Raw genomic sequence first — 25,216 nt, 5'->3', positions numbered from 1 at the left:
GATGGCCTTCGTGACCCGCTCAACGCTGCCTCGGCGCCCGCGCGAGACGCTCAACGATCTTCACGAGTTGGCGGTGCGCAGCACTGCCGGGATTGCGAAACTCGTCGACCTCGTGTTCGTCGGCGAGCCGGTTCAGGCGCATAAGCTCGCGAGCGCGCAGTCGCTTGTTCAATTGCAGCTCGGATGGCCTATGGGCGAACATCAGCCGCCGCATTTCTGCCGGGCCCAAGAGCTGGCTGAATTCCGACGCCGTCACATAGATCAGGAACAGAATGAGTATCCAGAGAGATGGCGCTGAAGCGCTGCCACGAGAAGTCGGAGATCAGATGGGTCGCAAAATCGACTGGCCGGTTCCCTTCAATGAGCGAGAAATGCACGAAGCGCTCCGCCAGGCGCGCGATGAATGTCGCAATCCAATAGATCGCCGTCTTGAACAAGATCGGTTGGATGAGTGGGGCCCGGTCGAAGAGCTTGAGAAAGGGCATCGCGTTCGCGGTGATCACCGCCTTACCGACGACAAGCTATTCGCCGCAGCGGTAGCCGGCATCAAATTGACCCCAATCCATGATGGTAGGGCGAGACGATCAGGCGAGCGGGAACCGGCTCTGCCTCGGCGGCCGATCGTTTGAGGATCTGACAGAAGCGCTGACACTTCTGGCAGGGCTACTGAAGCGGTGGGCTTGACGCCATCAGGAAATAAGACAGTCAGCGCAAAAACTGGACGAACGTGGCTGTATAACTATGAATAATCACCAGTGCCGACCACGATGATCTGCATGTGCTGCGCGACGGCGGCAGAACGCCACCAAGCATCAATCAGAAACGCACATGAGCACCCACCTTTGCTCCAACCGTCTGCTCGCCCTCACTTTCGATGCCGTAGAGCAGCGAGAAGTCGAAATCCCAGTTGAGCTCGTTAGAGAGGTTCAGTCCGGCGCTGACTGTTCCGAACGCGCCGCTATTGTCCAACGCGGCAAATCCTGCTGTGCCGCCGAAGCGGGGCGTCAGCAGCAGACCGCTTTCGAGCCGATAAGCCCGCTCCAGTTCCGCCCCGACGCTGAGCCGCAACTGATCTTGTGTGAACCCGTGCAGGTCGACTTTGGTACCGTCGCCATTCGAGACGCTGTAGTCGTCGACGTTCTCGTTGAGGAAGACGGCACGCAGCGCAGGAGTCAGTACGGTTGCGTCCCCGAGTTGCCATTGCCCCTGCAACTTCGTGTCCCACATGACCCGGCGCGTATCGAACGAACCGTCGAAATACTCCGTATCGACGTCGTTCCTGGAGCCGCCGTAAAGCAGGCTTGTGTCGAGGAACACGCCGGAGCCAATCTCGAACGAAGCATAAGGACCGGCCAGCCAACCGATACCGGTCAGTTCGGCATCGGCGTCGGTAGGATCGGTCATGCGGTCGAAGTGGAACGACAAGCCTATCAGCGCCTTCTCCGACAGCAGATAGTCGGCGCCGGCAGAGATGAGACCGAAACTACCCCAGCGTCCGCCATTCTCGTCACGTTTGTGCACCGCTAAAGTGCCGTCGATCCAGATATTGAACGGCGACATTGCCGCCACGCCTTCGCCCCCCTCTCCCACCTCTTCGGTGGCACGAAGCTGAGCCAGGCTGGTCGAAAAGCCGAGTGTCATTCCGTCTTCTGAGGGTGACATACTGGTCGAGATCGGGTCGCTGCCCACGCGGCCCATCTCGCGACGCGAGATCAGGCCCGGCACGTCAATCGCTGTCGACAGGAGGTTCTGCCTTGTCCGGACGAAGTCTCGTACCAGTCCGTCGATCTCCGCTGCGACCTTCTCGCCATTGTGCACAATCGCATAGCTGATCGTGCCGGTATTGGATGCGCCGAGCGCGCTTTCCAGCCTGTATCCTACGACTGCCGTCCCGAAGAAGCCGGGATTCGGCGTGAACTTCAGGTAGTAGCCAACCGGTACGAAGTCCCCGCTCGCCGCAAGTTCGCCTTCAACGATCTCGGCCCTGCCGGCAGTGGAGGGCCTCACAAACGCGATCCCAGCGCCGGTGAACGGTCCACCCGTGGCACCAGTGTTCAGGTAGACGTTTCGTGGAGTGTCACCTTCCTTCAGCGTGTAGGACCGGCTTACCACAGTGACTCCCCGCGCCTTGACGGCCAGTCGATAGCTCGCCTCTCCGGTATCGCCCATCGCGTCGCGGGCTGTGATCGTGAAGCTGTAGGTTTTGACTTCGGTGTCAGCGGGTAGCGGGCCGGTGAGTTCGCCCGTGGACACGTTCAGTATCATGCCTATCGGCAATTCTCCGCGCGAATGGCTGTAGAGAATGCCACCCTGGCCTCCCTTGGCTGTCACCTTCGCCGAATAGGTCTCTCCCGCCATAGCGTCAGGCAGGTCGCCACCCGCCGGCGAGAAAATGAGCTTCGGCGCCACGATGGTGATTTTCACCATCGCCGGCGCCGAGGTGCCGGTCGCGTTCGCCGCTGTATAGGTGAAACTGTCCGCACCGGAATAGCCGGGATCCGGCGCATAGCTGATCGTCATGCCGGAAGCGGTCGCCGTTCCATGCGACGCGGCGGCGACGACCGCGACACTGTCGGCCGCACCACCGGAGAGCGAAAGTGTGACCGGATTGGCTGTCGAGTTTGCTGCGACTGTTGCGGAGACATTGCCGACAACAGGAATCTGTCGCCCGATGGCAACCGTATAGGCGGCCGAGCCGGTGGCCCCGTTCGCATCGGTTGCCGTGATCGTGAAGCCATAGGTGCCGTCCGTCGTCGGCGTTCCCGTGATCGCGCCGGACGATGCGTCAAAATGCAAGCCCGAAGGCAGCGCATCGGTCGAAACGGCGTAGCGGTAGGGTGCCGTTCCGTTCGCCACGCTGACCGACTGGCTGTAGGCCCTCCCGACCGTTCCCGCGTCGAGCGCGCCGGCGGCGGGCGTGAAGGCAAAGGTCGGCGCGCCGACCGTGACGGTAACGGTCGCCGGCGCCGAGGTGCCGGTCGCGTTCGCCGCCGTATAGGTGAAACTGTCCGCACCGGAATAGCCGGGATCCGGCGCATAGCTGATTGCCGTGCCGGAAGCGGTCGCGGTTCCATGCGACGGAGCGGCTGTGACCGCAACACTGTCGGCCGCGCCACCGGAGAGCGAAAGCGTGACCGGATTGGCTGTCGAGTTTGCAGCGACCGTTACGGAGACGTTGCCGACGACAGGAACCTGCCGGCCGATGGCGAGCGTATAGGTGGCCGAGCCGGTGGCCCCGTTCGCATCGGTTGCCGAGATCGCGAAACCATATGTGCCGTCCGTCGTCGGTGTTCCCGTGATCGCGCCGGACGAGGTGTCAAAATGCAAACCCGAAGGCAGCGCACCGGTCGAAATGGCGTAGCGGTAGGGTGCCGTTCCGTTCGCCGCGCTGATCGACTGGCTGTAGGCCCTCCCGACCGTTCCCGCGTCGAGCGCGCCGGCGGCGGGCGTGAAGGCGAAGGTTGGCGCGCCGACCGTGACTGTAACGGTCGCCGGCGCCGAGGTGCCGGTCGCGTTCGTCGCCGTATAGGTGAAGCTGTCCGCACCGGAATAGCCGGGATCCGGCGCATAGCTGATTGCTGTGCCGGAAGCGGTCGCGGTTCCATGCGATGGAGCGGCTGTGACCGCAACACTGTCGGCCGCGCCACCGGAGAGCGAAAGCGTGACCGGATTGGCCGTCGAGTTTGCTGCGACCGTTGCGGAGACGTTACCGGCAGTTGGAAGCGGCGGGTTGATGGCAAAGGACTGGGTGACGGTCGGCGCGGCCAGATAGGCCGCGTTGCCGGGTTGGTCGACGCTGATCGTGCAGGTACCAACGGCAACCGGTGTCAACGTCGCACTCCCGGTGATGGCGCAAACGCCAGGCGTACTCGAGGTGAACACGGGCGTCAGGCCGGAACTGGTCGTCGCCGTCAATGTCGAGACAGTTTCGACCGTCTGCGAGCCGGGATTTGCGAAGGTGATGAACTGCGCCGCCACCGGTGTCACCGCGTTCGACGCCGCGGAAGGCGCCCCCGTCCCGGCCGCGGTGGTCGCGGCGACGGTGAAGGTGTAGGCCGTACCGTTGGTCAATGCGGTGGCGGTGATGGGACTGGATGGACCAGTGAAGGTTGCGCCGCCCGGATTAACCGTCACGGTGTAATCAAGGACAGTTGCCCCGCCATCAGATGTCGGCGCGGTGAACGTGATCGTGGCCTGCGTGTCGCCAGCGGTCGCGCTTCCAATTTGAGGGGCGCTGGGTACCACCGCATTGACCACGAAGGAATGGCTAACCTCTGCCGCTGGAAGATAGGCCGCGTTGCCCTGCTGGTTGGCATTGATCGTGCAGTTGCCCACGGAGGCGAAGGTCAATTGCCCGGTGCTGGTGATCGTACAGACGTCCTCCGTGCTGGACGTGAAGGTCGGTAACAGCCCTGAATCCGACGTCGCCGTCAGGATCGGCGTGGTGCCAAAACTCTGCGCGCCGGGATTGACGAAGGTAATGGTCTGGGCTGCCGCCGGCGTGATCGAATTCGACGCTGCCGATGCGCCGCCCGTTCCAGCTGCGTTGGTCGCCGTGACGGTAAAGGTGTAGGCGACACCATTTGTCAGTCCGGCGACAGTGACGGGACTTGATGCACCGGTGCCGGTCGCCCCACCTGGGTTCGCCGTTACAGTGTAGGTTACCGGCGCGCCGCCGGTGTAGGCCGGCGCTATGAAGCTGACGTCGGCCTGCGTATCACCCGCCGTCGCTGCTCCGATCGTCGGCGCGCCGGGCAAGGCCGGATTGACAGCGAACGATCGCGTGACCTGCGCCGGATGATAGGCCTCGTTGCCCTCTGCGTCCGCATTGATCGTGCAGGTACCCGCGGAATGGAACGTCAGCTCGCCATACGACGTCACCGTGCATATGTCCGGTGTCGTCGAACTGAAGACCACCGGCATTCCTGAAGTGTTCGTCGCCGACAGAATCGGCGTCGTGCCAAAAATCTGGGGCCCCGGATTGAAGGCGATAAAGTGATAGCTTTTCGGCGTGACCGCCTGCGATGCCGCTGACGCCGGACCAGCCCCCGCCGCGTTCTTTGCCCTCACCGTGAAGGTGTAAGATGTCCCGTTCCACAGCCCGGGGACCAAGATCGGGCTTTCCGTGCCGACACCGGTCTTGCCGTGTGGACTGGACGTTACGACGTACTCGGTGATCGCCCCGCCGCCAGTGTCGGCCGGCGGCGTGAAATAGACATAGGCCGCTTCCGGATCGAGCGGCGTTACCGTTCCAATCGTCGGCGCGCCGGGCAAGGCCGGATTGACAGCGAACGATCGTGTGACCTGCGCCGGATGATAGGCCTCGTTGCCCTCTGCGTCGGCATTGATCGTGCAGGTACCCGCGGAATGGAACGTCAGCTCGCCATACGACGTCACCGTGCATATGTCCGGCGTCGTCGAACTGAAGACCACCGGCATTCCTGAAGTGTTCGTCGCCGACAGAATCGGCGTCGTGCCAAAAGTCTGGGGCCCCGGATTGAAGGCGATAAAGTGATAGCTTTTTGGCGTGACCGCCTGCGATGCCGCTGACGCCGGACCTGCCCCCGCCGCGTTCTTTGCCCTCACCGTGAAGGTGTAAGATGTCCCGTTCCACAGCCCGGGGACCAAGATCGGGCTTTCCGTGCCGACACCGGTTTTGCCGTGCGGGCTGGACGTAACAACGTATTCGGTGATCGTCCCGCCGCCGGTGTCGGCCGGCGGCGTGAAATAGACATAGGCCGCTTCCGGATCGAGCGGCGTTACCGCGCCGATCGTCGGCGCGCCGGGCGGGACAACCAGATAGTTGAAGCCGCTCGCAAGCGTCGCCGTCCCGCTGCCCGTCGTAACCACAATGTCCGCGGGACCAGCCGCTCCTGCCGGCGCGACCGCCGTGATCTGGGTGGCGCTGTCGACGGTGAAGCTTGTCGCAGAGGCGCTGCCGAACTTGACGGATGTGGCGCCAGTAAATCCAGTCCCCGTGATGGTCACCGAGGTTCCGCCCGTTGGCGAGCCGGTTGTGGGGCTGACGCTGCTGATAGTCGGGAAGGCGTTCGGCAGAGTGACTGAGATCGTGTTGGTCTGGGTGGCTCTCACGACGCTCCCGTCGTGCGGGGCTCCGCCCGCGTCGTGACTGTAAAGTACGATCGTGTCCGATGTCGCGACCGGGTTTAGGATTTCGAGCAGCCTGATTGTGTAGGTGCCGGTGGACGAGTCGAAAGTGAAGCCGTAACTGGCATTTGCTGTACCAACCGGGTCGTCAGGCTTGGGGTTGCGGAACGTACCGTCGTCCACAATCCCGACCGGAGGCTGATAGTCCAAATGAGTTCCCTGGACCTTGTAGAGCCCGCCCCAGATCGGGGGGATGTCGTTAAAGACGACATCACAGGAATTGAAGTTCCTTGCGACCGCCAAACCGACGCTCGAAAAGGAAATGCTCGGCGTGCACGGAGCAGCCATCACCCCGCCCGCCGACCCGCACATCACGGCGACACCCACGACAAGCATTCTGAGCGCCCGTGGCGCTCGGAAACACAGTTGCAATAGTCTCAAGACCATCATCGGCAGAGCGACAGAAGCAGACGCGGTGGTAGGCGGCGGGCTGTTGAACATTCGATTTTGCCTAAAGGGGCGTTGTTGCGGTGATGAAACGACGGATGCACCCAGCGCGTCCCATGACATCGTCATGGGACGCGCTGGACGGGCAAGTTCGTTAAGTCGGTTGAAATCCGCCTGAACCGCAACCAACCGATGGCCTCGACAGGGCGATTGTTCAGCCTGCGCGCAGGCGACAGAGAATTGAATTCACAGTATTTCCCCCAAAAGCTGGTCACTCATAGCGACAGGGGAAGAACGTGATCAACAAAGGAAGCAGGCTGTGGGTAGGTGTACCCAAAATTGAGTCACACGGGTGACTCAACGACATAGTGATGCAAAACTGGACGGGTAGTAATGCCGGGGATGCCCAAACCTGTGGTGCGACAGACACAACTATGCCTTTAGGATCGCAAGACGAATTCAGTCCGATGACTTGGAGTGGCGGGGCCGCATTCTTTGCAGTCTTGCGGGATGCGGCGAAAGAGCTGCTCGCGATGCACGATGTCGCGCCGAGAGTGGTGCGCTATGTCGCCAGCATGCAGAAGTGGCTGATCACGCAGGCAATCATTGCCCTTCATTTTGAGCGAAAGCACGATGAAACGCGTCCGCCTCTGACGGCCGGTTCACTCATCGAGTTCTTTGCGGCAGAGCTGCCCTTCAGCAAGAACACGCTTACGGCCCATCTGGCCGAAATGGGTGCCTACGGCCTGCTTGTACCGCAGGAAAGCAAGGACAGGCGCGTCAGGCCATTGCAGTTGAGTGTCTACGGCGAGACCATGATTGGCCAATGGCTGGCAAACCATCTTTCGGCCCTCGACCGGCTCGATGGAGGCGATCGAGCGTCCAGTCTCGGCAGCGACCAGCGCCTGCTTGCGCGCATCCATCCCCTGGCTGTTCGGTCCCTTGTTTTTGATCCGGATTGGGCGCAGCCGCCGGCGAGCGTGGATCTGTTCGTCCGCACGGAGTCCGGAAGCAATATCCTGCATGAGCTCATCTGCCGGGTGCCGGCCGGCCTTCAGGGCATTGATCGGCCGGTCTGCCTCGGACCGCTCCCTGCAAGTGACGTCTCAACCCGGCACACCCTGTCGCGGGGCCATGTGCAGAGGGTATTTTCCCGGGCAAAATCGGAAGGACTTCTCGTTTGGAGCCTTCCTGGCAATCGTGGCGATCTATTCGTCTCCCAAGACCTGCTTCGCGACTATATCCTTTGGCAAACCATCAAGTTCCGCGCCATCTCCGTGGCTTACGGGCAAGCACAAGAGGACTTGAACGGCAGAAGAGACGCGAGAGCAGATAGCTGGGCAACTCAGCAATTGATTGAGTAAGCCCCCCCGAGGCAAAGCCGGTGGCGTTGCAGATGTGAGACCCTCAAAGCGGCTGGATGGGGACGTCGACGCGGCCCTTTCGCAAACTATGAAATCGTCGATGCAGCTATGAAACCCGTCTCCCGTGAACCGGAAATCATAGAAGCTGCCACACTTGCCATAGCGCCGCACGCTTTCATGAATGGCTGCTTTCCCCGAAGATCGGGACATCGAAAACGGCACGTCTCGGCAACGTGTGAGGCGGCGCCGGATAACCCTGGATGCTGAGGAAGAATACTGTGAGCGATATCCAAGCAATCGAATTTTACTCCACTCTTCGCAAGGACTCAGAGGCGCTCGGCCGTCTCGCAGTTGCGTCAAACGAAGCCGAACTGATCGAGCTGATTCTGGATGAGGCTGGGGCCCGGAACATCATGTTGGATGCCGAACAGGTCAAGGCCGGTCTTGCCGATCTCGGCAGCCTGATCGGCAAAGCCGCTGGAGGCGAAGAACTTCAGGACTTCGAGCTGGAACTCGTCTCGGGAGGTATCGAGTCGGCCTGGGAACAATGGGAACGCGCCAAAAAGGAGAACGCTCCCTGCAAGTAAGCTACGCGCGCCGGCATTCAGCCCACGGCTGACGAGCGCACTCGTGCTCCTCGCCATCTGCGGGGAGCGGCAATGTAAACCAGTGTGCCTGGGCAGGCTGCCGAAGATCGCACTGCGCCAGCGCAAACCGTGGCGTTGGGTGTGGTCTTCCGCGGCCGGATGCGCGCTGATCGCGGCAAGGCGTTGGTGATCATGGGCGCCTGCCGTTCGCAGGACACACTTCGCCCGTCGATCCTCTCAATTTGGCAAGTCGAATGATGTTGAAGGCCGCAAGGACGAAGGTGAACGCCGTGACCGGAAAACCCATGTCCTCGGTCATGTTCGGCCTGGTTGCCGGTATCGACGGCCTCGGCACCAGTGTTGCCTTCGCAGCGCTTGTCTTTTCCGGCACGCTTGCCGCCGGCTTCGCAGCCGGCGTCAGCGTCATGCTCTTAAGCTGCGTGATCCTCGCAGTCTACGTGTCGCTGCGTAGCCGCTTGCCCACCAGCGTGGCGCAGGTCCAGGAGACCAGCATCGCCATACTTGCCTCGGCTGTGGCGGCGGCAACCGGATCGATGATCGCCGCCGATCCGGAGGAGAAGATCGCCACGGCTTTCGCAATCCTCGCCGTCAGTACACTGGCGACGGGCTCCATCTTCTACCTCTCCGGCCGCTTCCGCTTCGGCGCGTTGGTGCGCTTCCTACCCTACCCGGTCGTGGCGGGCTTCCTCGCCGGCTCCGGCTGGCTGCTGATCGAGGGAGCGCTGGTAATGATCGGCCCTGGTACCGATCCATCAAGGATCCTCCAGTCCCTCGCCGATCCCTCGGCTCTCGGCATCCTCATCCCGGCGCTGATCTTTGCAGTGGCCCTGGCCGCCGCCCTTCGTCTTTTGCCGAGCCCGATCGCGGCGCCGACCGTCATGCTGGCCGCCATCGCCCTCTTCTATGGTGCCCTTGTTCTGGCCGGCATGCCGATCGAAACGGCACGCGCGTCGGGATGGCTGCCGGCGATCTCGGACTCCGGCGGCCTTGCCCTGCCCTCCCCGCTCTGGATCGTCTCAGCCGCAGACTGGTCGGCCGTGCTGTCGGTCGCGCCGATGCTCGTTTCGCTCCCGCTCATCTCGATGACCGGCATGCTTCTCAATACGAGCGGCCTTGAGGCCGCCGTCGGTCGCGACATCGACGCGAATGCCGAACTGCGCGTCGCGGGCCAGGCGAACGTGGCCGTCGGCCTCATCAGCGGCGCCTCGGGCTTCACCGGCCTCGGCATGACGCTGCTGGCGCGCCGGTTGGGGGTCACGGATCGGTCCGCCGGCCTTGCAACCGCGGCCATCATGGCGCTCGCTCTCCCCTTCGCCACCGCGCTTGCCGCCGGCATCCCGCTGTTCGTCGCCGCGGGACTGATGATCATGCTCGGCTCGGAACTCCTCTACGACTGGGCGGTCGCCACGCGAAGGGCGCTGCCCCGGCTGGAATGGGCCGTGGTGCTTTCGATCGTCGTATCGATGATGGCCTTTGGCTTCATGGCCGGTATGGCGGTGGGGCTTGCCGCCTCGCTGGCAACCTTCGTCTATACCTATGCCCGGCTCCCCGTCATCCGCCTTGCCGCAAGCGGACGGGATCGGCGCAGCCGCACCGATCGTTCGCACATGGCGAACCGCGTTCTCGATGAGAACGGCGACCTCGTCCATATCCTGGAACTTCACAATTATCTCTTCTTCGGCACAATGGGACAGGTGGTCGATGCCGTGAAGCGTCGTATCGACGACGATCCGCCGCTCCGTTTCCTGGTTCTCGACTTCCGACACATCAGCGGAACGGACTCAGCCGCGGTTGCCGGCTTTTCGCGGATTTTCAGCCTTTTGGCCGCAGAAGGAATTTCGGTCACTCTCTCGTCGCTACCGCCGGCGGTGAAGGCCATGCTCGGCCCTGCCCTGAAGTCCAGTCCGGATACCCTCAGCGTGACGTTTGCCGTCGATCTGGACCACGCGCTCGAAGACTGCGAAGAGCGGTTGATCGCGGCCGAATGCCACGAACATGGCGAGAGCGATGTCGCCGCCCAGTTTGTCAAGGCACTCGGCCATCATCCAAGGCTTGCCGCGCTCATCGCGGCTATGGAGCGCCTCGAACGGAAGGTGGGAGAACGGCTGATCACGGCCGGAGAGGAGGCAGACGACATCTTCCTGCTGGGGCGTGGCGTGGTGCGGGTACAGCTCAACTTGCCCGACGGACGAATTCTGCGCCTGCGCAGCATGACATCAGGGGCCGTGCTCGGCGAAATCTCCTTCTATCTCGGAGGAACCCGCACCGCCGACGTGTTCATTGAAAGGGAGGCGATCCTTTTCAGACTGACCCGGAAAACGCTCAAGGCTCTGGAGAAGAACGACCCGGAGCTCGCCGTTCTTGCCCATCGACTTTTCGCCCGCACCCTCGCTGATCGCCTGACCGTCGCCAATCGCATGGTCACAGTGGCGAACGCGTGAGGGCAGGATGAAGAGTGTCATTCGTTTCCGTCGACGGCGCTCGCCTTGCGGCTTGTCACAGCGGCGCAAGATGATCGTCTTTGGAAGGCGCCCAAGACCTGTATTCGGTATGTCGATTCCGGGCGGCTCGATGCTGCGCTCTTGAGCCGTTCGCTCGACCTCGGTTGAGTGCTTCGTTCGGCTGAAAACCGTACCCCATAAACGGACCTAGCAGTCAGTCCCGCTTTCCAGCCACCTACAAGATCACGGCACATCGCCGATGTTTGGCACGGATTGCCGGTTCCATGGCATCACCAGACAATTCGCGCATTCGAAAAAAGCTAATTGTTGCAAAGCCTTGCCCTCTCGCCCCAAAGATCTCCCCAGTCGTAACGGGAACATCAGAGCCTGCCTCGGTGACCGACGGCGGTTTGTGTCGTCACGTTGCATTCGGAGATCGCTCGATGAGGATTGATGCCCTGACGCTCGATGGTTCGGCGGCATTTTCTCCGTACCATCAGATCCGTTCTGCAGACGGGATTACCGGGCTTGTGCATCACGGCTGCAAATTCGAAGGACTTGAACTTTACATCATCCTCGTGGAAGCCGACCAGGAAGGAAGACTGGATCTCCTGTGCGGCGCTCAGGAGGCTTCGCTGACCTGCCTCTTTGCGCTGACGGGTCACGCATCTCTTGGCCTTCTTCGACTGGACGCAGGTTTCGGCTGGCATAGTCATGGCCCTGGCGCAGTACATATGCACTTTCCGGCAAGGACACGCACATTGATCGTCGGCTACCGAGCCGCGGTTTCCTGCCTTGCGCGGCTGACAAATCTTCCCGCTCATACACTGGAACTCGAGCGACCCGCACTGCGCCGCACGCCGGAGCTATTGGTCGCGAACCTCAATCTGTTGGCGACACCACCGATTGCGGGTCACGGGAGTGATATCTATCGCTGGGGCAAGCTGCTGGAGATACTGGCACTGCATGCGCCAACGCTCGCATTTGATGAGGCGAGAGACAGTGAAGCGAGCCTCAGCGTGCGCGAGCGCGAGGCCGTCGCGCGGGCAGCGCAGATCCTCTCGTCCAACCTGGCCCAACCCCCTTCGCTTTCGGAGCTTGCGGAGGCGGCAGGCCTCAGCCAGCGGCGGTTGACGCAAGGCTTTCGCGAGAGCTACGGATCGACGATGTTCGGTTACTTGCGCGAGGCCCGTCTCGCCGCCGCGCGTACGATGCTTGAGGAAACGGACATGCCTCTCAAGCAGATCGCCTTCCATGTAGGCTACGGGCATGCGAACAACTTCATCGCTGCCTATCGCGAACGCTTCGGAAGTTCTCCACGCCGTCATGCGCGAAAACTGGCGCACGGATAAGCGCGATACTTCATCCCGGATAACCGGCTACAGAACAATGGTCGCGCCCTCTCGTGCGGCCCACACGCGAGGCCACCTGTCTTGGGCTGCCCGTTCGATCCTGGCCATGAACTCGTCGTCATGCGCCGGATCGTGGTGGATCAGGACGAGCTTCCTTGCGCCGGCGGCTCTTGCAAGCCGCACACCTTCTTGCCAGGTGGAGTGGCCCCATCCCTTGCGGCTTTCATATTCTGCTTGCGTGTAAGCGGCATCAAATAGAACAAGATCAACGTCCTGCATCAAGGCAATTGCAGGATCGTTGCCGCCTGGCGGCACTTCGTTATCGGTTATGTAGGCGAGGCTCTTGCCCGCCCATTCGAGACGGTAGCCCGTGCAGCCACCCGGATGATTGAGGGGCGCAGTTCGTACCGTAACGCCATCGCCGAGGATCAGAGTTTCACCTGGGTCGAAATCGGTAAAACGAATATCGGCTGCCATCGCCGACAGTGGCGCAGGGAAATAGGGCGCTTGCATCTGCCCCATTAGGACCTGCCTGACACCGCCGTTTGCGGCCATGTTGCCCGCGTGCACGTGTATGCGCCAACGCGGATCGTAACAGGGTGCGAAGAAGGGGAAGCCGCAAATATGGTCCCAATGGGCGTGGGACAGAAGAATATGACAGGCTGCGGGTTCCGCCCCGGCCATGCGGCGTCCCAGTGGCATCAGCCCCGTACCCGCATCGAGAATGAAGCTTGTGCCTCCTATCTGCGCCTCCACGCAGGCGGTGTTCCCACCATAGCGAGCAAATGCATCGCCGGAACAGGCAATCGAACCGCGCACACCCCAGAAAGTCACGGAAAAAGTCATCTGGCCGCGATTACTTTGAGGTCGCTCGGAACACACCGTCCCAATCCTCGGGCGGCGACTGAAGTCTCAGATCGGCAACGCGCTGGGCGTAGAGCGCGTAGAGCGTCGAGAATTCCGGACAGGCGGTGCTCAAGCGCTTCAGAAGAGCCTGTGCTTCCTCCCACGCCCGCGTGCGGTAGGCTGCGAGCATGGCGTCATGACCCTCCGGAGGCTCTCCCAAGGTGAAGATTCGTACGGCCTCCTGCTTACCCTTGACCGCGATGACGTCGAGTTCCACCCCGGCAAGCCCGCTCCGGCGAAGTGTCTCTTCGCTCAACACCACCGTGACGCCGTAGGTTTTCGACTGCCCCTCAAGGCGCGACGCGAGATTCACCGCGTCGCCAAGCGCAGAATAGTCAAAACGCCGTTCGGAGCCCATGTTGCCGACGACGCAAGTGCCGGTATTGATGCCAATGCCGATCCCGAGCTTGACCGGCAGCTGCGCGTTCAAGACCTCAAGTTCGGCCATCATCCCACGCGCGGCCGCGCACGCGTGAACGGCGTGTTGAGGATCGTCCAGAGGAGCATTCCAGAAGGCCATGATACAATCGCCCATGTACTTGTCGATGGTGCCGCCAGCGGCGAGGATCACATCGCTCATCGGCGTCAGGAACCGGTTGATGAGGCTGGTCAGTTCCTGAGGGTTTCCGCGGAAGTGCTCGGAGATAGCGGTAAAGCCCCGCACGTCACAGAACATCAGCGTAAGCTCCCGTGTCTCGCCGCCAAGGGCCAACTGCCTCGGATCGGCGGCGAGCTTCCTGACGAGAGCGGGAGAAAGATACTGGCCAAAGGCTGCCGTGACGTGCCGGCGTTCTCCCTCAACCTTCAGATAAGAAGCCAGCGACCCGGCCAGATAGACGAAAAGACCCGCCAGACCCGGCGTCACGGGGTCGAGCAGCAGTCGCTCGGCGACGTAGAGGTGCCAGGAGGCGCCGCCGGCGACAAGGAGTGCCGCCAACCCTGCGATCGCACCCCAAAAAGCGTTTGCATAGAACAGCAATGCCATCAGCAGAAGTCCGAGCAGCAGCGTCGCCAACCACTCTGCCCCCTCCGCCCAATCCGGCCGTTGCAGGAAGGACTGCAGCAATATCTGCTCGATTGCCTGAGCATGGGCTTCGACGCCGGGCATCGTCGGATCAAGACTGGAAGCACGGATATCGTTGAGGCCGGTTGCCGAGGTGCCGATGAGCACGATATGCCCGGCAATCAGCTCCGGTGGCGCGCTTTCTGCGAGCAGTTTCCAAGCCGAAAGGTAGCGCACGCCCTCGGGACGGGAAAAGTGCATGCGCAACTCGCCGCGCGCAGTCAGCGGTAGGGTAAACTCACCGATGCGCATGTCCGTGAGTGCACCGTCTTGGGCCTTCAGCGTGTAAGATCCGGCGCCCTGTGCCACGCGAAGCAGTTCGGCGGCCAGGCTGGGGTAGAGCTTGCCGCGCAAGGCGTACACCATCGGCACGGCACGCACGATCAACCCATCGGAAGGATAGAAGTCAAACGCACCTGACCCTGCCGCTGCTTGATCCAGTTTAGGCAGATTGACGATTGCGCCTTCAAACTTGGGTAGGAAGGCGGCGGGGTCAGGACCCGAAAACGCAAAGCCGGCCTTCAATGCTGGCGTCGCCTGATTGGCATCCATCGACAATCCGTAGCCCATGACGACGTTGGCCGCACTCGTGATTGCATCGGCAAAACGGTCGTCGGGGTCGGGCAGCCCGGCGAGTGCTTTTATATCAGGATAGGCTTGCGCCAGGAACTTCGGGGCCGTGCGATCTTCCTCAGCAAACAGACTGTCAAAGCCGATGGCCGCCGCACCCATTTCATTGAGCCGGTCGGTGATTTCGGCGAGCACCCGGCGCGGCCACGGCCATTGGCCGAGACGCCGAAGACTCTCGTCATCAATGTCGACGATGCGGACAGGTGCGGCTTCGAAGCTGCGCGGCTGCAGCCTTGTGTAAGCATCAAAGACCATCACCCTCGCCCGGACGAGCAGTTCACCGGGATCGAAGGCTCTCCAGACGAGAATAAGAGTGAGCAGACAGGCAGGAGCCAGCAGTATTTTCAGGCGCGAGGACATGAAGCCGATTGTGAGGACGGCCGCCGGCACTGCCAATGTGATCGGTTCGGATTCCATAGTTTTTGAGGCTCGCGCATAGTTTTCGCGCGTTGAGCCAGGGAACGCCGGTCGCTTAAGTTGCGTCGCAATCAATCCCTGTGGTGGAACCCCATGCGTTTGCGCTTCCTGCTCTTGGCCCTACTCGTGGCTACTCCGGTCGATGCCGAAGAGGCACTCTCTGACGCTCGGCTCTTTGAAGCGCGCGGTGATCCGGAAGGCGCAATCGCTGTCCTTGAACGGCGCCTGATCGCCGCGCCGGGAGATGCGAGCGCGCAATTGAAGCTCGGGCAGCTCTACGAGAGCATTCGCTCCGAGAAGGCGGCTCGGATCTACTACGCGACGGTCGCCCGGAACGATGCCGCTACCCCCTCGCTAAAGCGCGTTGCCCTCGATCGGCTGCGCATCATCGATCGGTCGAAGCCATGAAGCGGCATTTTGCCAGCGTATTGCTGCTGCTGTTGCTCACCGAGCCAGTTGTGGCGCGTGACATCGGCACTGCGGCTGCCGTTCAACCAACAGTGATCGGTGAAGGCGAGCGGATCATCCGTGTGGACGCCGCCGTGCGTGCCAATGAGCGGATCGTGACCGGAGCGGAAGGGCGCGCGCAGTTGCTGTTTGCCGACGGAAGCGCCTTTTCCATCGGCCCCGGCAGCGACGTCGTGCTCGACACCTTCGTCTACGATCCGGACCGAAGCACCGGCAAGATTGCGCTGTCGGTCACCAAAGGCGTGTTCCGTTTTGTTGGCGGCAAGCTCTCCAAGGAGCAGCCGGTTGCCATTTCGGCGGGCACCGCGACGATGGGCATTCGCGGCGGCATTGCCTTTCTGACGGTTCAACCCGATCAATCGGTCTCGGCCGCGTTCCTCTATGGCGAAGAGTTGACGCTGCGCCGCAACGGGGTCACGCGTTCAACGAGCAAAAGAGGTACGGCCATCGACGCTGAGCCGGGCCACGCCCCCCGCACGGCTCGACCCCTGTCCGCCATCGAGATCGATGACCTTCTCTGCCAGTTCGATCGCGGACCGAAGAAGACCGATCAACTGGCGGAGATACCAATCGATCGCAGCAAGTTGCCTGCGAGATAGATCTTCATGTCTCGACAGATTTTTCGTCAGGCGGCTCTCGACCGCCTTTCCTCCCCTGAACAATTGGACACGGCGCTGCCGTTGGTGAATGCCAGGGGATGGGCCGGCATCACCGTCTTCGGCTTCCTCATTCTATGCGCCCTGTTGTGGGGTATCTTCGGCTCCTTACCGTCCAATATCTCTGGCAAGGGAATTCTGGTCGTGCGTGAGGGACGCGTACAGGAAGCGATGACGCTGGCCTCCGGTGTCCTCACGGAGATATTGGCGGCTCAAGGACAAATCGTCGCCAAGGGACAGGTGGTTGCCCGAATTGAGCAGGCCGGCAGCGAACGTCAGTTGCTGAACCTTGATCAGGAGATCGAGGAGAAGCGCGGGGAACTCGCCCGGCGGCAAGCCTTGTTCCTGACAGAGATGCGTAGCCGCGAGGTCATCAAGGCGGAACAGGAAGACGCTCTTCGTACGAACCTCGATGCTTCCCGCCAGCACGCACAGTGGCTGGTGAAGTCGATGCCCGGTATCGAGAAGCTACAGACCCAAGGCGTTGTATCCGCGCGCGGCCTGCAGGATCAACGGGTGTCCCTCGCCAACGCTCAGAAGCAGGTGAGCGACGTCGAACTCGCGCTTTCCAAGCTTGATAGCGAACTCGCGGAACTCCGCCTTTCTCGCGAAACCGCCTTGAAGGAGCTTGAGGCTGCCTACAACGATGCGATACGGCGCAAGGCACTGACCGAAGCGCGAATGCAGCAGGAAAATCTTGTGACCGCACCCGTTGCAGGGCGCGTGGTGGCGGTCAAGCAGGCGGCGGGCTCCGTCGTCGCGGCTGGAGCGCAGATCGTTTCGATCGAGACGAATGGGGGTGGGCTGGAAGCCCTCGTCTTCCTACCGACCGCCGATGGCAAGAAGGTCGTCGCGGGGATGAAGGCTCGCATCACGCCCGACGCCGTGCGGAAGGAAGAATGGGGCAGCATCCGTGGCGAAGTCCTGGAGCGCTCCGACTATCCGGTCGCAGCCAACGGATTGGAAGCCTGGCTCTCCAACCAGGCGCTCGTCCAGCAATTGGCGGCCGGCAGCCAACCCTATGTAACCCGACTGAACCTGCAGGTCGACGACGACGGTCGATGGCTGTGGACCTCAGGCAAGACGCCGCCGGTCACGATTACCTCGGGCACCACCGTCGCATCCGAGATCACTTACGAGCGTCGTCGTCCGATCGATCTGGTACTCCCTGCACTGCGCAAATGGCTGAGCATAGAGCCATGAGGCGATGGCTAGCCAGCGCAGGACGGACCAATGCGAAACTGACGGCCAGGACACCGACCATCTTGCAGATGGAGGCTGTCGAGTGCGGCGCCGCCTCGCTTGCGATGGTGCTGGCTCGCCATGGATGCTGGGCGCCGCTAGAGCAGTTGCGGGAAGAATGCGGGGTCGCTCGAGACGGCACCAATGCGGGCAATATTCTCAAGGCTGCGCGCCGCCACGGCTTCATCGCCAAAGGCTTCCGCAAGGAAGTCGGCCAGTTGTCAGAGATCCGCGCACCGGCCATCCTCCATTGGAACTTCAATCATTTCGTCGTGTTCGAAGGCATAAGACGCGGCAGGTATCTTATCAACGATCCGGCACAAGGGCGTCGCGTTCTTTCGCGTGAGGAAGTGGACGCGGCTTTCACCGGCGTGTTGCTTGCCTTCGAGCCGGGCCCCGACTTCGTGCGGAAAGGCGCTCCGTCGAAGCTGCTGCCCATGCTGGGCACGCGCCTTGCTGGTGCCCGGGATGGACTGTCAATGGTGCTCCTTGCAAGCCTCTTGCTGGCGATCCCGGGCCTCGTCATACCTGCGTTCTCGAAGATTCTGGTCGATGACATTTTCGGCCGCCAAGCGCAAAGCTGGCTCGCTCCTCTGCTCATCGCCATGGGCTTGACGGCTCTTGTCCGCGGTGGACTCACCTTCGTGCAGCAATTCTATCTCGCGCGGCTGGAAGCCAAACTTGCGGCCGTGGCATCATCCCGCTACTTCGAGCGTTTGCTCCGCCTCCCCCTTGCATTTTTCCTGCAGCGTCAGCCAGGTGACCTGATGAACCGGGTCGAGGCGGGGGAGCGCATGGCGCGGCTTCTTTCGGGTGATCTCGCGACAAGTGCGTTCAATCTGATCTCCGTCGTCTTCTTCAGCTTGGCCATGCTGCTTTACGATCCCGTTCTGGCGGGATTGGCAATCGGGCTCTCGGCCGCAAATGGTGTTGCCGTCTGGTTCAACACCACGCGCGCCGAAGAGGATAGCGCCGCTGTCGCCTCCGCGGCCGGAAAGTTGCAAGGGGCAACGGTAGGCACGCTTTCAGCGATCGAGACGCTCAAGGCCAACGGAGAGGAGGACGACGCATTTGCCGCCTGGTCCGGCTACCAGGCCAATGCGCTCAAGACCATCCAGAGGCAGATGGCCGCGTCGCAACTCATCCAGGTCGTCCCGAAACTTCTCTCGGGCCTCACGACCGCGCTTGTTCTGATGTTGGGCGCGTTTCGGGTGATGGAAGGCGCCATGACCACAGGCGACCTCGTCGCGTTCCAGACCCTGCTTGGAAGCGTCGCCACGCCGATCGCGCGCTTGACGCAGCTTTCCACACAAGTTCAGGCCGCCAAGGCCGATCTCTCCAAACTCGAGGACGCCTTCCGCTATCCCCTTCCCGAACCCTCCGCCCCCGTCAAATTGACCGTGGCCCCACAGGGGCGACTGACGATCGAAAATGTCTCCTTCGGCTACGCTCCCCTGTCAGCACCAATACTGGACGATTTCTCGCTCGACCTCCATCCCGGAACACGCATCGCTCTGGTGGGAGGTTCCGGCTCCGGCAAGAGCACCGTCGGGCGTCTGGCGGCCGGCCTTACGGTCCCATGGACAGGCGAGATCTGCATTGACGGTCATCCGCTGACAGCCCTCGACGCGGCAACAAAGGTTGGGCTCATGGCCTATGTCGATCAGGACATCTTTCTGTTTGATGGAACAGTGCGTGACAATCTCACGCTTTGGGATGACACGCTCTCCGACGATGTCTTGATGGAAGCGTTGCGCGACGCGGAACTGCTCGCGGAGGTCATGGCACGTGGTGGGCTTGAGGCGCGCGTCCTCGAGGGTGGAATGAACTTCTCAGGCGGCCAGCGACAACGGCTGGAGATCGCCCGCGCACTCACCCGTAACAGCCGCCTGCTTGTTCTCGACGAAGCCACCTCAGCGCTCGACGCCCTGACGGAACAGATCGTCGACGCCAATCTTAGACGACGCGGCTGCGCCTGCCTCGTCATCGCCCATCGCCTTTCCACAATCCGAGACTGCGAGGAGATCCTGGTGCTGGAGCGCGGGCGTGTCATAGAGCGGGGAAATCATGACCGGCTCATGGCGCGCGCAGGTGTATATGCGGGCCTGGTTCGGAGCCAGTAATCATGTCGATCGCCAACCTCGCCGCCGCCGTCATCGATGGCCCTGCGCCGCCACAGGGAGTGGCAGGAACGCTTCTCGCCTCCATCGGCGTCGCCATGCCACCCCGGGCGCGCGGCAACGCATCCGAAATCCTCGCCAGCGCTGGGATCCGCCTGCGCAAGGTTCAGTTGCGCCACGGTTGGCAGACGAGTTCGCAGGGCGTCATGCTGTCGCGCTTACAGGAGCAGGAGGTGGCTCTTCTCCCCGGGGGTTTCTCCGGATACCGCCTGGTCACGACGGAGGGTTCGTATCCGGTCACAACGGCCCTCGCTGAAGAACTGGAGGGCGAGGCCTTCCTGCTGCACGCGCCCCTTCCGGACGGCGCCCGGGAATGGCGCGCACTTGTGCAGTTTGCCACCTCAGGCAGCAGGGCCGACGGGCTTCACATCGCTGTTCTTGCGACCGCGGGCGCGTTGCTCGCCTTGCTGTTGCCGATCGTCACGCAACAGATGTTCAACAACGCCATTCCTCAGGCGGATGTCTCATCCATCGTGCAGATCGGCTTCCTGCTGTTTGCAGCAGCACTCGGAAGCACCGCATTTGCCGCGCTTCAGGGGTGGGCGGCCTTGAAGATTGAAGGGCGGCTCGATCCTCGCGCGCAGACGGCTCTGTTCGACCGACTGTTGCGGCTTTCGCCACGGTTTTTCAAGAGTTTCACCATCGGTGACCTGACGACGAGAGCTCTCAGCATACAAAGGGCTCGCGCGATTGCTTCCACCTCGGCGTTTCAGGTTCTCATGGGAGCAGCGACCGGAATACCGAGCCTCATGCTCCTATTTTTTTATGACGCCAGACTTGCCGCCGTTGCAGTTCTGCTCGCGGTGTTCGGCGCGCTGACCTTAACAGCGATTGCCCGCCGGCAGATCAAGGCTGGCGAGGCGGTCGTGGAGAACGGCGTCAGCGGCCTGACGCTGCAAATGCTTTGCGGCATGGCGAAGCTTCGGGCAGGACAGGCGGAAGGACGAGCTTTCAACGTCTGGCTCTCGCACTATGCGAAGCTCCTGCGTTTACGGCACAAGGAGCTCGCCTGGGGTAACCTCACGGAAGTATTCACGAATAGCTACCCGCTCCTCGCAAACCTCATCGTCTATGGCCTTGCGGCCTACTTCCTGAAGCAATCACTTGCCGAGGGGGGAGCCGCAAAGGCGATGAGCGCCGGCACCTTGATTGCCTTTTCGACGGCCTTTGGCCAATTCATGGAAGCTCTGACCTTCACCGCGCTTTCAACAACCCAGCTACTTTCCGCTTTGCCGCATCTCGCTCGCGCCAAGCCCATTCTCGAGGCTCAGCCCGAAACCACCAGTTCGGCGCGCGAAGCCGGCAAGCTGCAAGGCGCCATCAGCCTCAATTCGGTGTCCTTCCGCTACACGCCACAGACGCCGCTTGTGCTCGACCGCTTGAGCCTCGACATCCAGCCCGGGAGCTTCGTCGCAATTGTCGGGGCTTCCGGCAGCGGCAAGTCGACCCTGTTGAGATTGCTGATGGCTTTCGACGTGCCCGAAGGCGGCGACATTCTATACGACAATCAGCCACTTGCGACCTTGCGCGCCGAGACCGTGCGCCGACAGATCGGCGTGGTGCTGCAGCACGGCCAGGTCCTTTCCGGAACCATCCTGTCCAACATCGTCGGTGCCAGCGGACGCGGAATTGACGAAGCCCGCCACGCCGCAACGATGGCGGGTTTCAATCGCGACATCGACGCGATGCCGATGGGCTATCACACCGTAACGCAGGCTGGCGGGGCAAGCCTTTCGGGAGGACAGCGCCAGCGGCTCTTGATCGCCCGCGCGCTGGTCAACAATCCTGCCGTACTGTTGCTCGATGAGGCTTCGAGCGCTCTCGACAACATCACCCAGGCCCTGGTGATGGAGACGCTGACCAGCCTTTCCGCGACGCGGATCATGGTGGCACACCGCCTCTCGACCATAAGGCGCGCAGATCGAATCCTCGTCATGGAGCGTGGTCGGCTGGTTGAGGATGGTGCCTACGACGATCTCATGCGCAAGGACGGCGCTTTCGCTCGCCTTGCGCAGCGACAACAGCTTTGAGGACCAGCCGCATGCGAAAGGTACTTTATATTCTCGGCCAACTCACGGATCAGGATGTGGAATGGCTGGCCCGAGCGGGCGAAAGGCGTTTGCTGCCGGACGGCCATGTGCTGATTGCCGAGGGCGAACCCGTGCCCGCCCTGTTCGTCCTGCTTGCCGGTGAACTGGATGTGGAGGTTCGCGGCATTGGACAAGTGGCGCGGTTGCTGCCCGGAGAAATCGTTGGCGAGATGAGCTTCATCGACAGGGCTCCACCCTCAGCTTCGGTCGTTGCACGCGGCCCTGCGCAGGTTCTCTCCGTCGCCAAGGCTGCAATCGAAGCCCACATCGATCGGGACCCGGCCTTCGGGATGCGCTTTTATCGTGCGCTCGCCACCTTCCTTTCCGATCGCCTGCGGGGCACAGTCAAACGGCTCGGCTACGACGACAGGGCGGTCAGTATCGCCGAGGAAACAGCTGACGAGCTGGATGACGCTGTGCTCGACGGCCTGTCTCTGGCTGGAGAACGATTCAACCGCATGATGGAAATGTTGAGGGCCTGATCGTACCGCGCATCCGCCGGTCCGAGGTCGCTTCGGACCCTAAGTCGACCTGCCGAAACCGACCGCGAGATCCGGTCGAAACGAGCTCCGCGCGGCCCGTCACAAACGACGAGCACCGCGGACTTGGTGAACAGGTCCGCGGCTTCGGTACAAACAGTCCGTGCAAAACGGGCACCGACTAGACGTCAGAGAAGCAGGAGCAGTAGGTCAGCCTCGCTTCGGAGTCGACACATAGGGGCGACCACATGAATCGGTCGGGCCACGAACCTGGTCGTAGCCCCCGGAGACAATTTCCAGTTCCATTTCCGTAAGTTCGTCGCCACCAGCGACCTGTTGAACGATGGCGCCGAGGTCGGAAAGACCAGCCCTCACGAGCTCCTTTGAGGGAGCAAAACCACGCTTTTCAGCTTCATCCATAATCAGTTCGATGAGTTCGGACTCGCTTGCCGCCTTCGCCAGGCGATCGAGTGTTTCACGATCCTTGCGGATCTCAGAATAGAATTGAACGGTCTGCGTATCGGTCATTTGCACATTCCTTGCGAGGAGAGGCTTAAGCTTGCGCAGCAGCCACAGAGGTCACTTACTTGCAGCCAGTGCCCGAGCGCCGGCCGCCTTCGTCGAAGAGAACAAAGGAGCTGAAGGAGATCCCGCCGGAGACGATTTCCAATTCCACTTCGCTGAGTTCATCTCCTTTCGACGTCTCCTCGATAATCATCGGCAAATTATCGAGCCCGTTCTTGACGAGCTCGACCGTCGGTTCGAAGCCGAGCGCCCTTGCCTCATCGAGGATCCGTTCGACGAGTTCGGTTTCGCTCGCTGCCTGGCCAAGACGGGCGAGCACCGCCGGTTCCTTGCGGATTGCGGCATAAAATCTGACGGACTGTGGTTCAATCATTGTCGTTCCTTCTTGCGCCCACGTTGGGGCAGTATCAGTCAACACGTGCCCGGCCGGCGGTGGTCGTGGCCCGCCGCGGCGCTTTCTCAGGCCGGTGTTTGGACGTTCGATCGCAGGAGGCGACGCGGTAGCGGTCTCGACGCCTCCTCCGCCCGATCACTTGCAGCTCAGCGTTTGGGTGGTTCTGTGCTCGCGAAAGGTTGAGAACATGGTGCCGCCGGAAACGATCTCGAGTTCGAGCTCCGTCAGTTCCTCGCCGCTTGCCGCCTCCTTCACGAGGGTGCCGAGATCCGCGAGTCCGGCACGAACGAGGCCCGCTGTCAGTTCAAATCCGCGCGCCCGAGCTTCATCCATGATGAGTTCGATGAGTTCAGCTTCGCTCGTCGCCTGGCCAAGCCGCGACAGGGCCTCTGCGTCGCCGCGGATTGCGGCATAGAAGCGAACGTTATCGCTATTCGTCATATCTGGGTCCTTTCTCAGATCGCTCGGCCTTGCTGCCGATCGCCGTGATCATTGGCGATGATCCTCGCCATGGAAAGAACGGAGCGCTATGGCATTCGGGCAGCGGCTATGGAAATCGCAGCGTGGTGAGCACCATTCATAGTCGTGCGCGACCATTCATAGTTCGCTCAGCAGGACGTGGTTTCGGACCGCCCCTATGATTGCGGAAAGCCCCGGTATTCGCGTGATCGCTATGCTCAATGATGTCTACACTGCCTTCCTGCCCCCTGCCGCGCGTGTGCCTTGGCTGACGTTGAAAGGCGTCCGCGACGTCACGGATGCGCAGTTGCAAACGGATATCGACCGCATCCGCCAAACACACACCTGGGCGCTCGTCGAGGACAGCAATCTTTGGAATGACACCACCCTCTGGCATCGCCTGACAGCCGCGCAGCGAATGGACCGTGGCCCTCTGCTCCTTCTCCTCGCACATGCCGCATGGCCCCTTCCAGACGACGGGACACTCGCCGCGGCCGCGGCGGCCGGATTGCTCATGCTCACCCTACGGCTGGACGGCACCGAGATTGATGCGACCTTGCAGGACGAAATCGCCCGCCTCGCACGCCACGGCATAGCGACGGAGATCGTCACGACCGGCAGTGCTCGTGCGTTCGCGCGCTGGCCCGACCTGCCGGTGCCTCGCATCGCCCCCGCGAACCCCTATATGGATTTCTCGGACTGGCGCGCACTCAATGCGGCGGACCTCTATACACTCCGCATCAGCGCCCTCCTTGCGACGCTGTGCCCCCCGGATTCCGCCATGCGAAAAGCCGACGCTCTTTCAAGAGGCATAGACGCCCGGCCCCAAGCCACGCTGATGCGACTGGGCGCCTGTGAGCGCCGGCTGGTGGAAGTCCTCATGGATCAGAATGTCGTCGATGTTGGCACGGCCGCGCTCATCAGCTTTTGCCTCAATCAGCGCCTGCGAGACCTGCTGACCTGGGGCGGCGTCACCCTTCCGCCGCCGGTTCGCTTGGTCCGGCCAGGTGCCGACGGTGTCACGATCGAGACCCTCGATGCCGCAGAGCCCGGCTGCATGCCACTGACCTACGATCGCTTCTGGTTTCACTGGTCCATGCGGCGCCCGGACTGGCTGGCCGTTGCGGCGCGGGATGGCGATGGTCAGATCGTGGGACTGGCGCTGCTATCGGAGCCCCTGTCAGTTGAGGGCAGCGTGGGGCGACGCCTCCTGTCTCTTTCAGTGAGCAACGCCCATCGTCGGATCATGTCCCAGGGAGTGGTGTAGGTGGCGGGAGGTAGCAAAGCCGAGCGCCCGCGCGCTTCTCGTTGCGCTGTAGCGGGTGATCGGGTTTGCGGGCGGCCATCAGTGTTTTCCGATAGGGTCGGGTTGTTCAAGACCAACCTG

The 25,216-nt window shown here is 62.0% G+C and carries 18 protein-coding genes; 12 read left to right on the top strand and 6 right to left on the bottom strand.

Going from position 1 to position 25,216, the window contains the following annotated elements; all coding sequences use genetic code 11:
• Nucleotide 1 precedes the first annotated feature (1 nt).
• Complete coding sequence (locus MKZ91_RS23420) at nt 2-298, top strand: hypothetical protein (RefSeq protein ID WP_336173442.1); 297 nt, start codon at nt 2-4, stop codon at nt 296-298.
• Nucleotides 299-816: 518 nt separating this feature from the next.
• Here the strand turns inward: MKZ91_RS23420 and MKZ91_RS23415 are convergent.
• Nucleotides 817-6,504 (bottom strand): putative Ig domain-containing protein, encoded by a 5,688-nt coding sequence (locus tag MKZ91_RS23415; RefSeq protein WP_336173441.1) that lies wholly within the window; start codon nt 6,502-6,504, stop codon nt 817-819.
• A 422-nt stretch (nt 6,505-6,926) separates the two neighbouring features.
• Between MKZ91_RS23415 and MKZ91_RS23410 the strand changes: the two genes are divergently transcribed.
• From MKZ91_RS23410 to MKZ91_RS23395, 4 genes are all read left to right on the top strand, one after another.
• On the top strand, nt 6,927-7,919 hold the full coding sequence (locus MKZ91_RS23410; RefSeq protein WP_336173440.1) for a hypothetical protein: 993 nt from the start codon (nt 6,927-6,929) through the stop codon (nt 7,917-7,919).
• Nucleotides 7,920-8,197: 278 nt separating this feature from the next.
• On the top strand, nt 8,198-8,506 hold the full coding sequence (locus tag MKZ91_RS23405) for a hypothetical protein (RefSeq protein WP_336173439.1): 309 nt from the start codon (nt 8,198-8,200) through the stop codon (nt 8,504-8,506).
• A 290-nt stretch (nt 8,507-8,796) separates the two neighbouring features.
• A complete protein-coding gene (locus tag MKZ91_RS23400) occupies nt 8,797-10,968 on the top strand; it encodes a SulP family inorganic anion transporter (RefSeq protein ID WP_336173438.1) in 2,172 nt (723 codons plus the stop codon).
• Nucleotides 10,969-11,252: 284 nt separating this feature from the next.
• The gene (locus MKZ91_RS23395) at nt 11,253-12,320 is read left to right on the top strand and encodes an AraC family transcriptional regulator (protein ID WP_336173437.1); all 1,068 of its coding nucleotides are present in this window, start codon (nt 11,253-11,255) and stop codon (nt 12,318-12,320) included.
• A 27-nt stretch (nt 12,321-12,347) separates the two neighbouring features.
• Here MKZ91_RS23395 and MKZ91_RS23390 read toward each other — a convergent pair whose 3' ends face one another.
• The gene (locus MKZ91_RS23390) at nt 12,348-13,166 is read right to left on the bottom strand and encodes an MBL fold metallo-hydrolase (RefSeq protein ID WP_336173436.1); all 819 of its coding nucleotides are present in this window, start codon (nt 13,164-13,166) and stop codon (nt 12,348-12,350) included.
• 10 nt (nt 13,167-13,176) lie between these two features.
• On the bottom strand, nt 13,177-15,411 hold the full coding sequence (locus MKZ91_RS23385) for a CHASE2 domain-containing protein (RefSeq protein ID WP_336173435.1): 2,235 nt from the start codon (nt 15,409-15,411) through the stop codon (nt 13,177-13,179).
• An 18-nt stretch (nt 15,412-15,429) separates the two neighbouring features.
• On the opposite strand from MKZ91_RS23385, the gene MKZ91_RS23380 reads away from it, so the two are divergent.
• Genes MKZ91_RS23380 through MKZ91_RS23355 form a run of 6 tightly spaced genes read left to right on the top strand, consistent with a single transcriptional unit; the run spans nt 15,430 to nt 22,454 of the window.
• Entirely contained in the window at nt 15,430-15,744 is a 315-nt protein-coding gene (locus tag MKZ91_RS23380; protein WP_336173434.1) for a tetratricopeptide repeat protein, read from the top strand.
• Nucleotides 15,741-16,403: a FecR family protein gene (locus tag MKZ91_RS23375; protein WP_336173433.1), complete on the top strand. Its 663-nt coding sequence runs from the start codon at nt 15,741-15,743 to the stop codon at nt 16,401-16,403. The genes MKZ91_RS23380 and MKZ91_RS23375 overlap by 4 nt, the downstream gene beginning before the upstream one ends.
• Before the next feature lie 6 nt (nt 16,404-16,409).
• A complete protein-coding gene (locus tag MKZ91_RS23370) occupies nt 16,410-17,663 on the top strand; it encodes an NHLP bacteriocin system secretion protein (RefSeq protein WP_336173432.1) in 1,254 nt (417 codons plus the stop codon).
• Nucleotides 17,642-19,825 carry an NHLP family bacteriocin export ABC transporter peptidase/permease/ATPase subunit gene (locus MKZ91_RS23365; protein ID WP_442892333.1) on the top strand — a complete coding sequence of 728 codons (2,184 nt, stop codon included), beginning with the start codon at nt 17,642-17,644 and terminating at the stop codon, nt 19,823-19,825. Before MKZ91_RS23370 ends, MKZ91_RS23365 begins: the two co-directional genes overlap by 22 nt.
• A 2-nt stretch (nt 19,826-19,827) precedes the next feature.
• Nucleotides 19,828-21,912 carry an ATP-binding cassette domain-containing protein gene (locus tag MKZ91_RS23360; protein WP_336173430.1) on the top strand — a complete coding sequence of 695 codons (2,085 nt, stop codon included), beginning with the start codon at nt 19,828-19,830 and terminating at the stop codon, nt 21,910-21,912.
• Between the two features lie 11 nt (nt 21,913-21,923).
• Nucleotides 21,924-22,454: a cyclic nucleotide-binding domain-containing protein gene (locus MKZ91_RS23355; protein WP_336173429.1), complete on the top strand. Its 531-nt coding sequence runs from the start codon at nt 21,924-21,926 to the stop codon at nt 22,452-22,454.
• Nucleotides 22,455-22,661: 207 nt separating this feature from the next.
• Here MKZ91_RS23355 and MKZ91_RS23350 read toward each other — a convergent pair whose 3' ends face one another.
• The 3 genes from MKZ91_RS23350 to MKZ91_RS23340 form a co-directional block, all read right to left on the bottom strand.
• Nucleotides 22,662-22,979 (bottom strand): hypothetical protein, encoded by a 318-nt coding sequence (locus MKZ91_RS23350; RefSeq protein ID WP_336173428.1) that lies wholly within the window; start codon nt 22,977-22,979, stop codon nt 22,662-22,664.
• Nucleotides 22,980-23,034: 55 nt separating this feature from the next.
• Nucleotides 23,035-23,349, bottom strand: a complete 315-nt coding sequence (locus MKZ91_RS23345) for a hypothetical protein (RefSeq protein WP_336173427.1) — start codon at nt 23,347-23,349, stop codon at nt 23,035-23,037.
• Between the two features lie 156 nt (nt 23,350-23,505).
• Nucleotides 23,506-23,811, bottom strand: coding sequence for a hypothetical protein (locus MKZ91_RS23340; protein WP_336173426.1), 306 nt, complete (start codon nt 23,809-23,811; stop codon nt 23,506-23,508).
• 196 nt (nt 23,812-24,007) lie between these two features.
• Between MKZ91_RS23340 and MKZ91_RS23335 the strand changes: the two genes are divergently transcribed.
• Nucleotides 24,008-25,096 carry a hypothetical protein gene (locus MKZ91_RS23335; protein WP_336173425.1) on the top strand — a complete coding sequence of 363 codons (1,089 nt, stop codon included), beginning with the start codon at nt 24,008-24,010 and terminating at the stop codon, nt 25,094-25,096.
• The last annotated feature ends 120 nt before the right edge of the window (nt 25,097-25,216 follow it).

The sequence above is a fragment of the Ensifer sp. MJa1 genome (assembly GCF_037026475.1).
GTDB lineage: Bacteria > Pseudomonadota > Alphaproteobacteria > Rhizobiales > Rhizobiaceae > Ensifer.
This window is presented reverse-complemented; position numbering and strand designations above follow the sequence as displayed.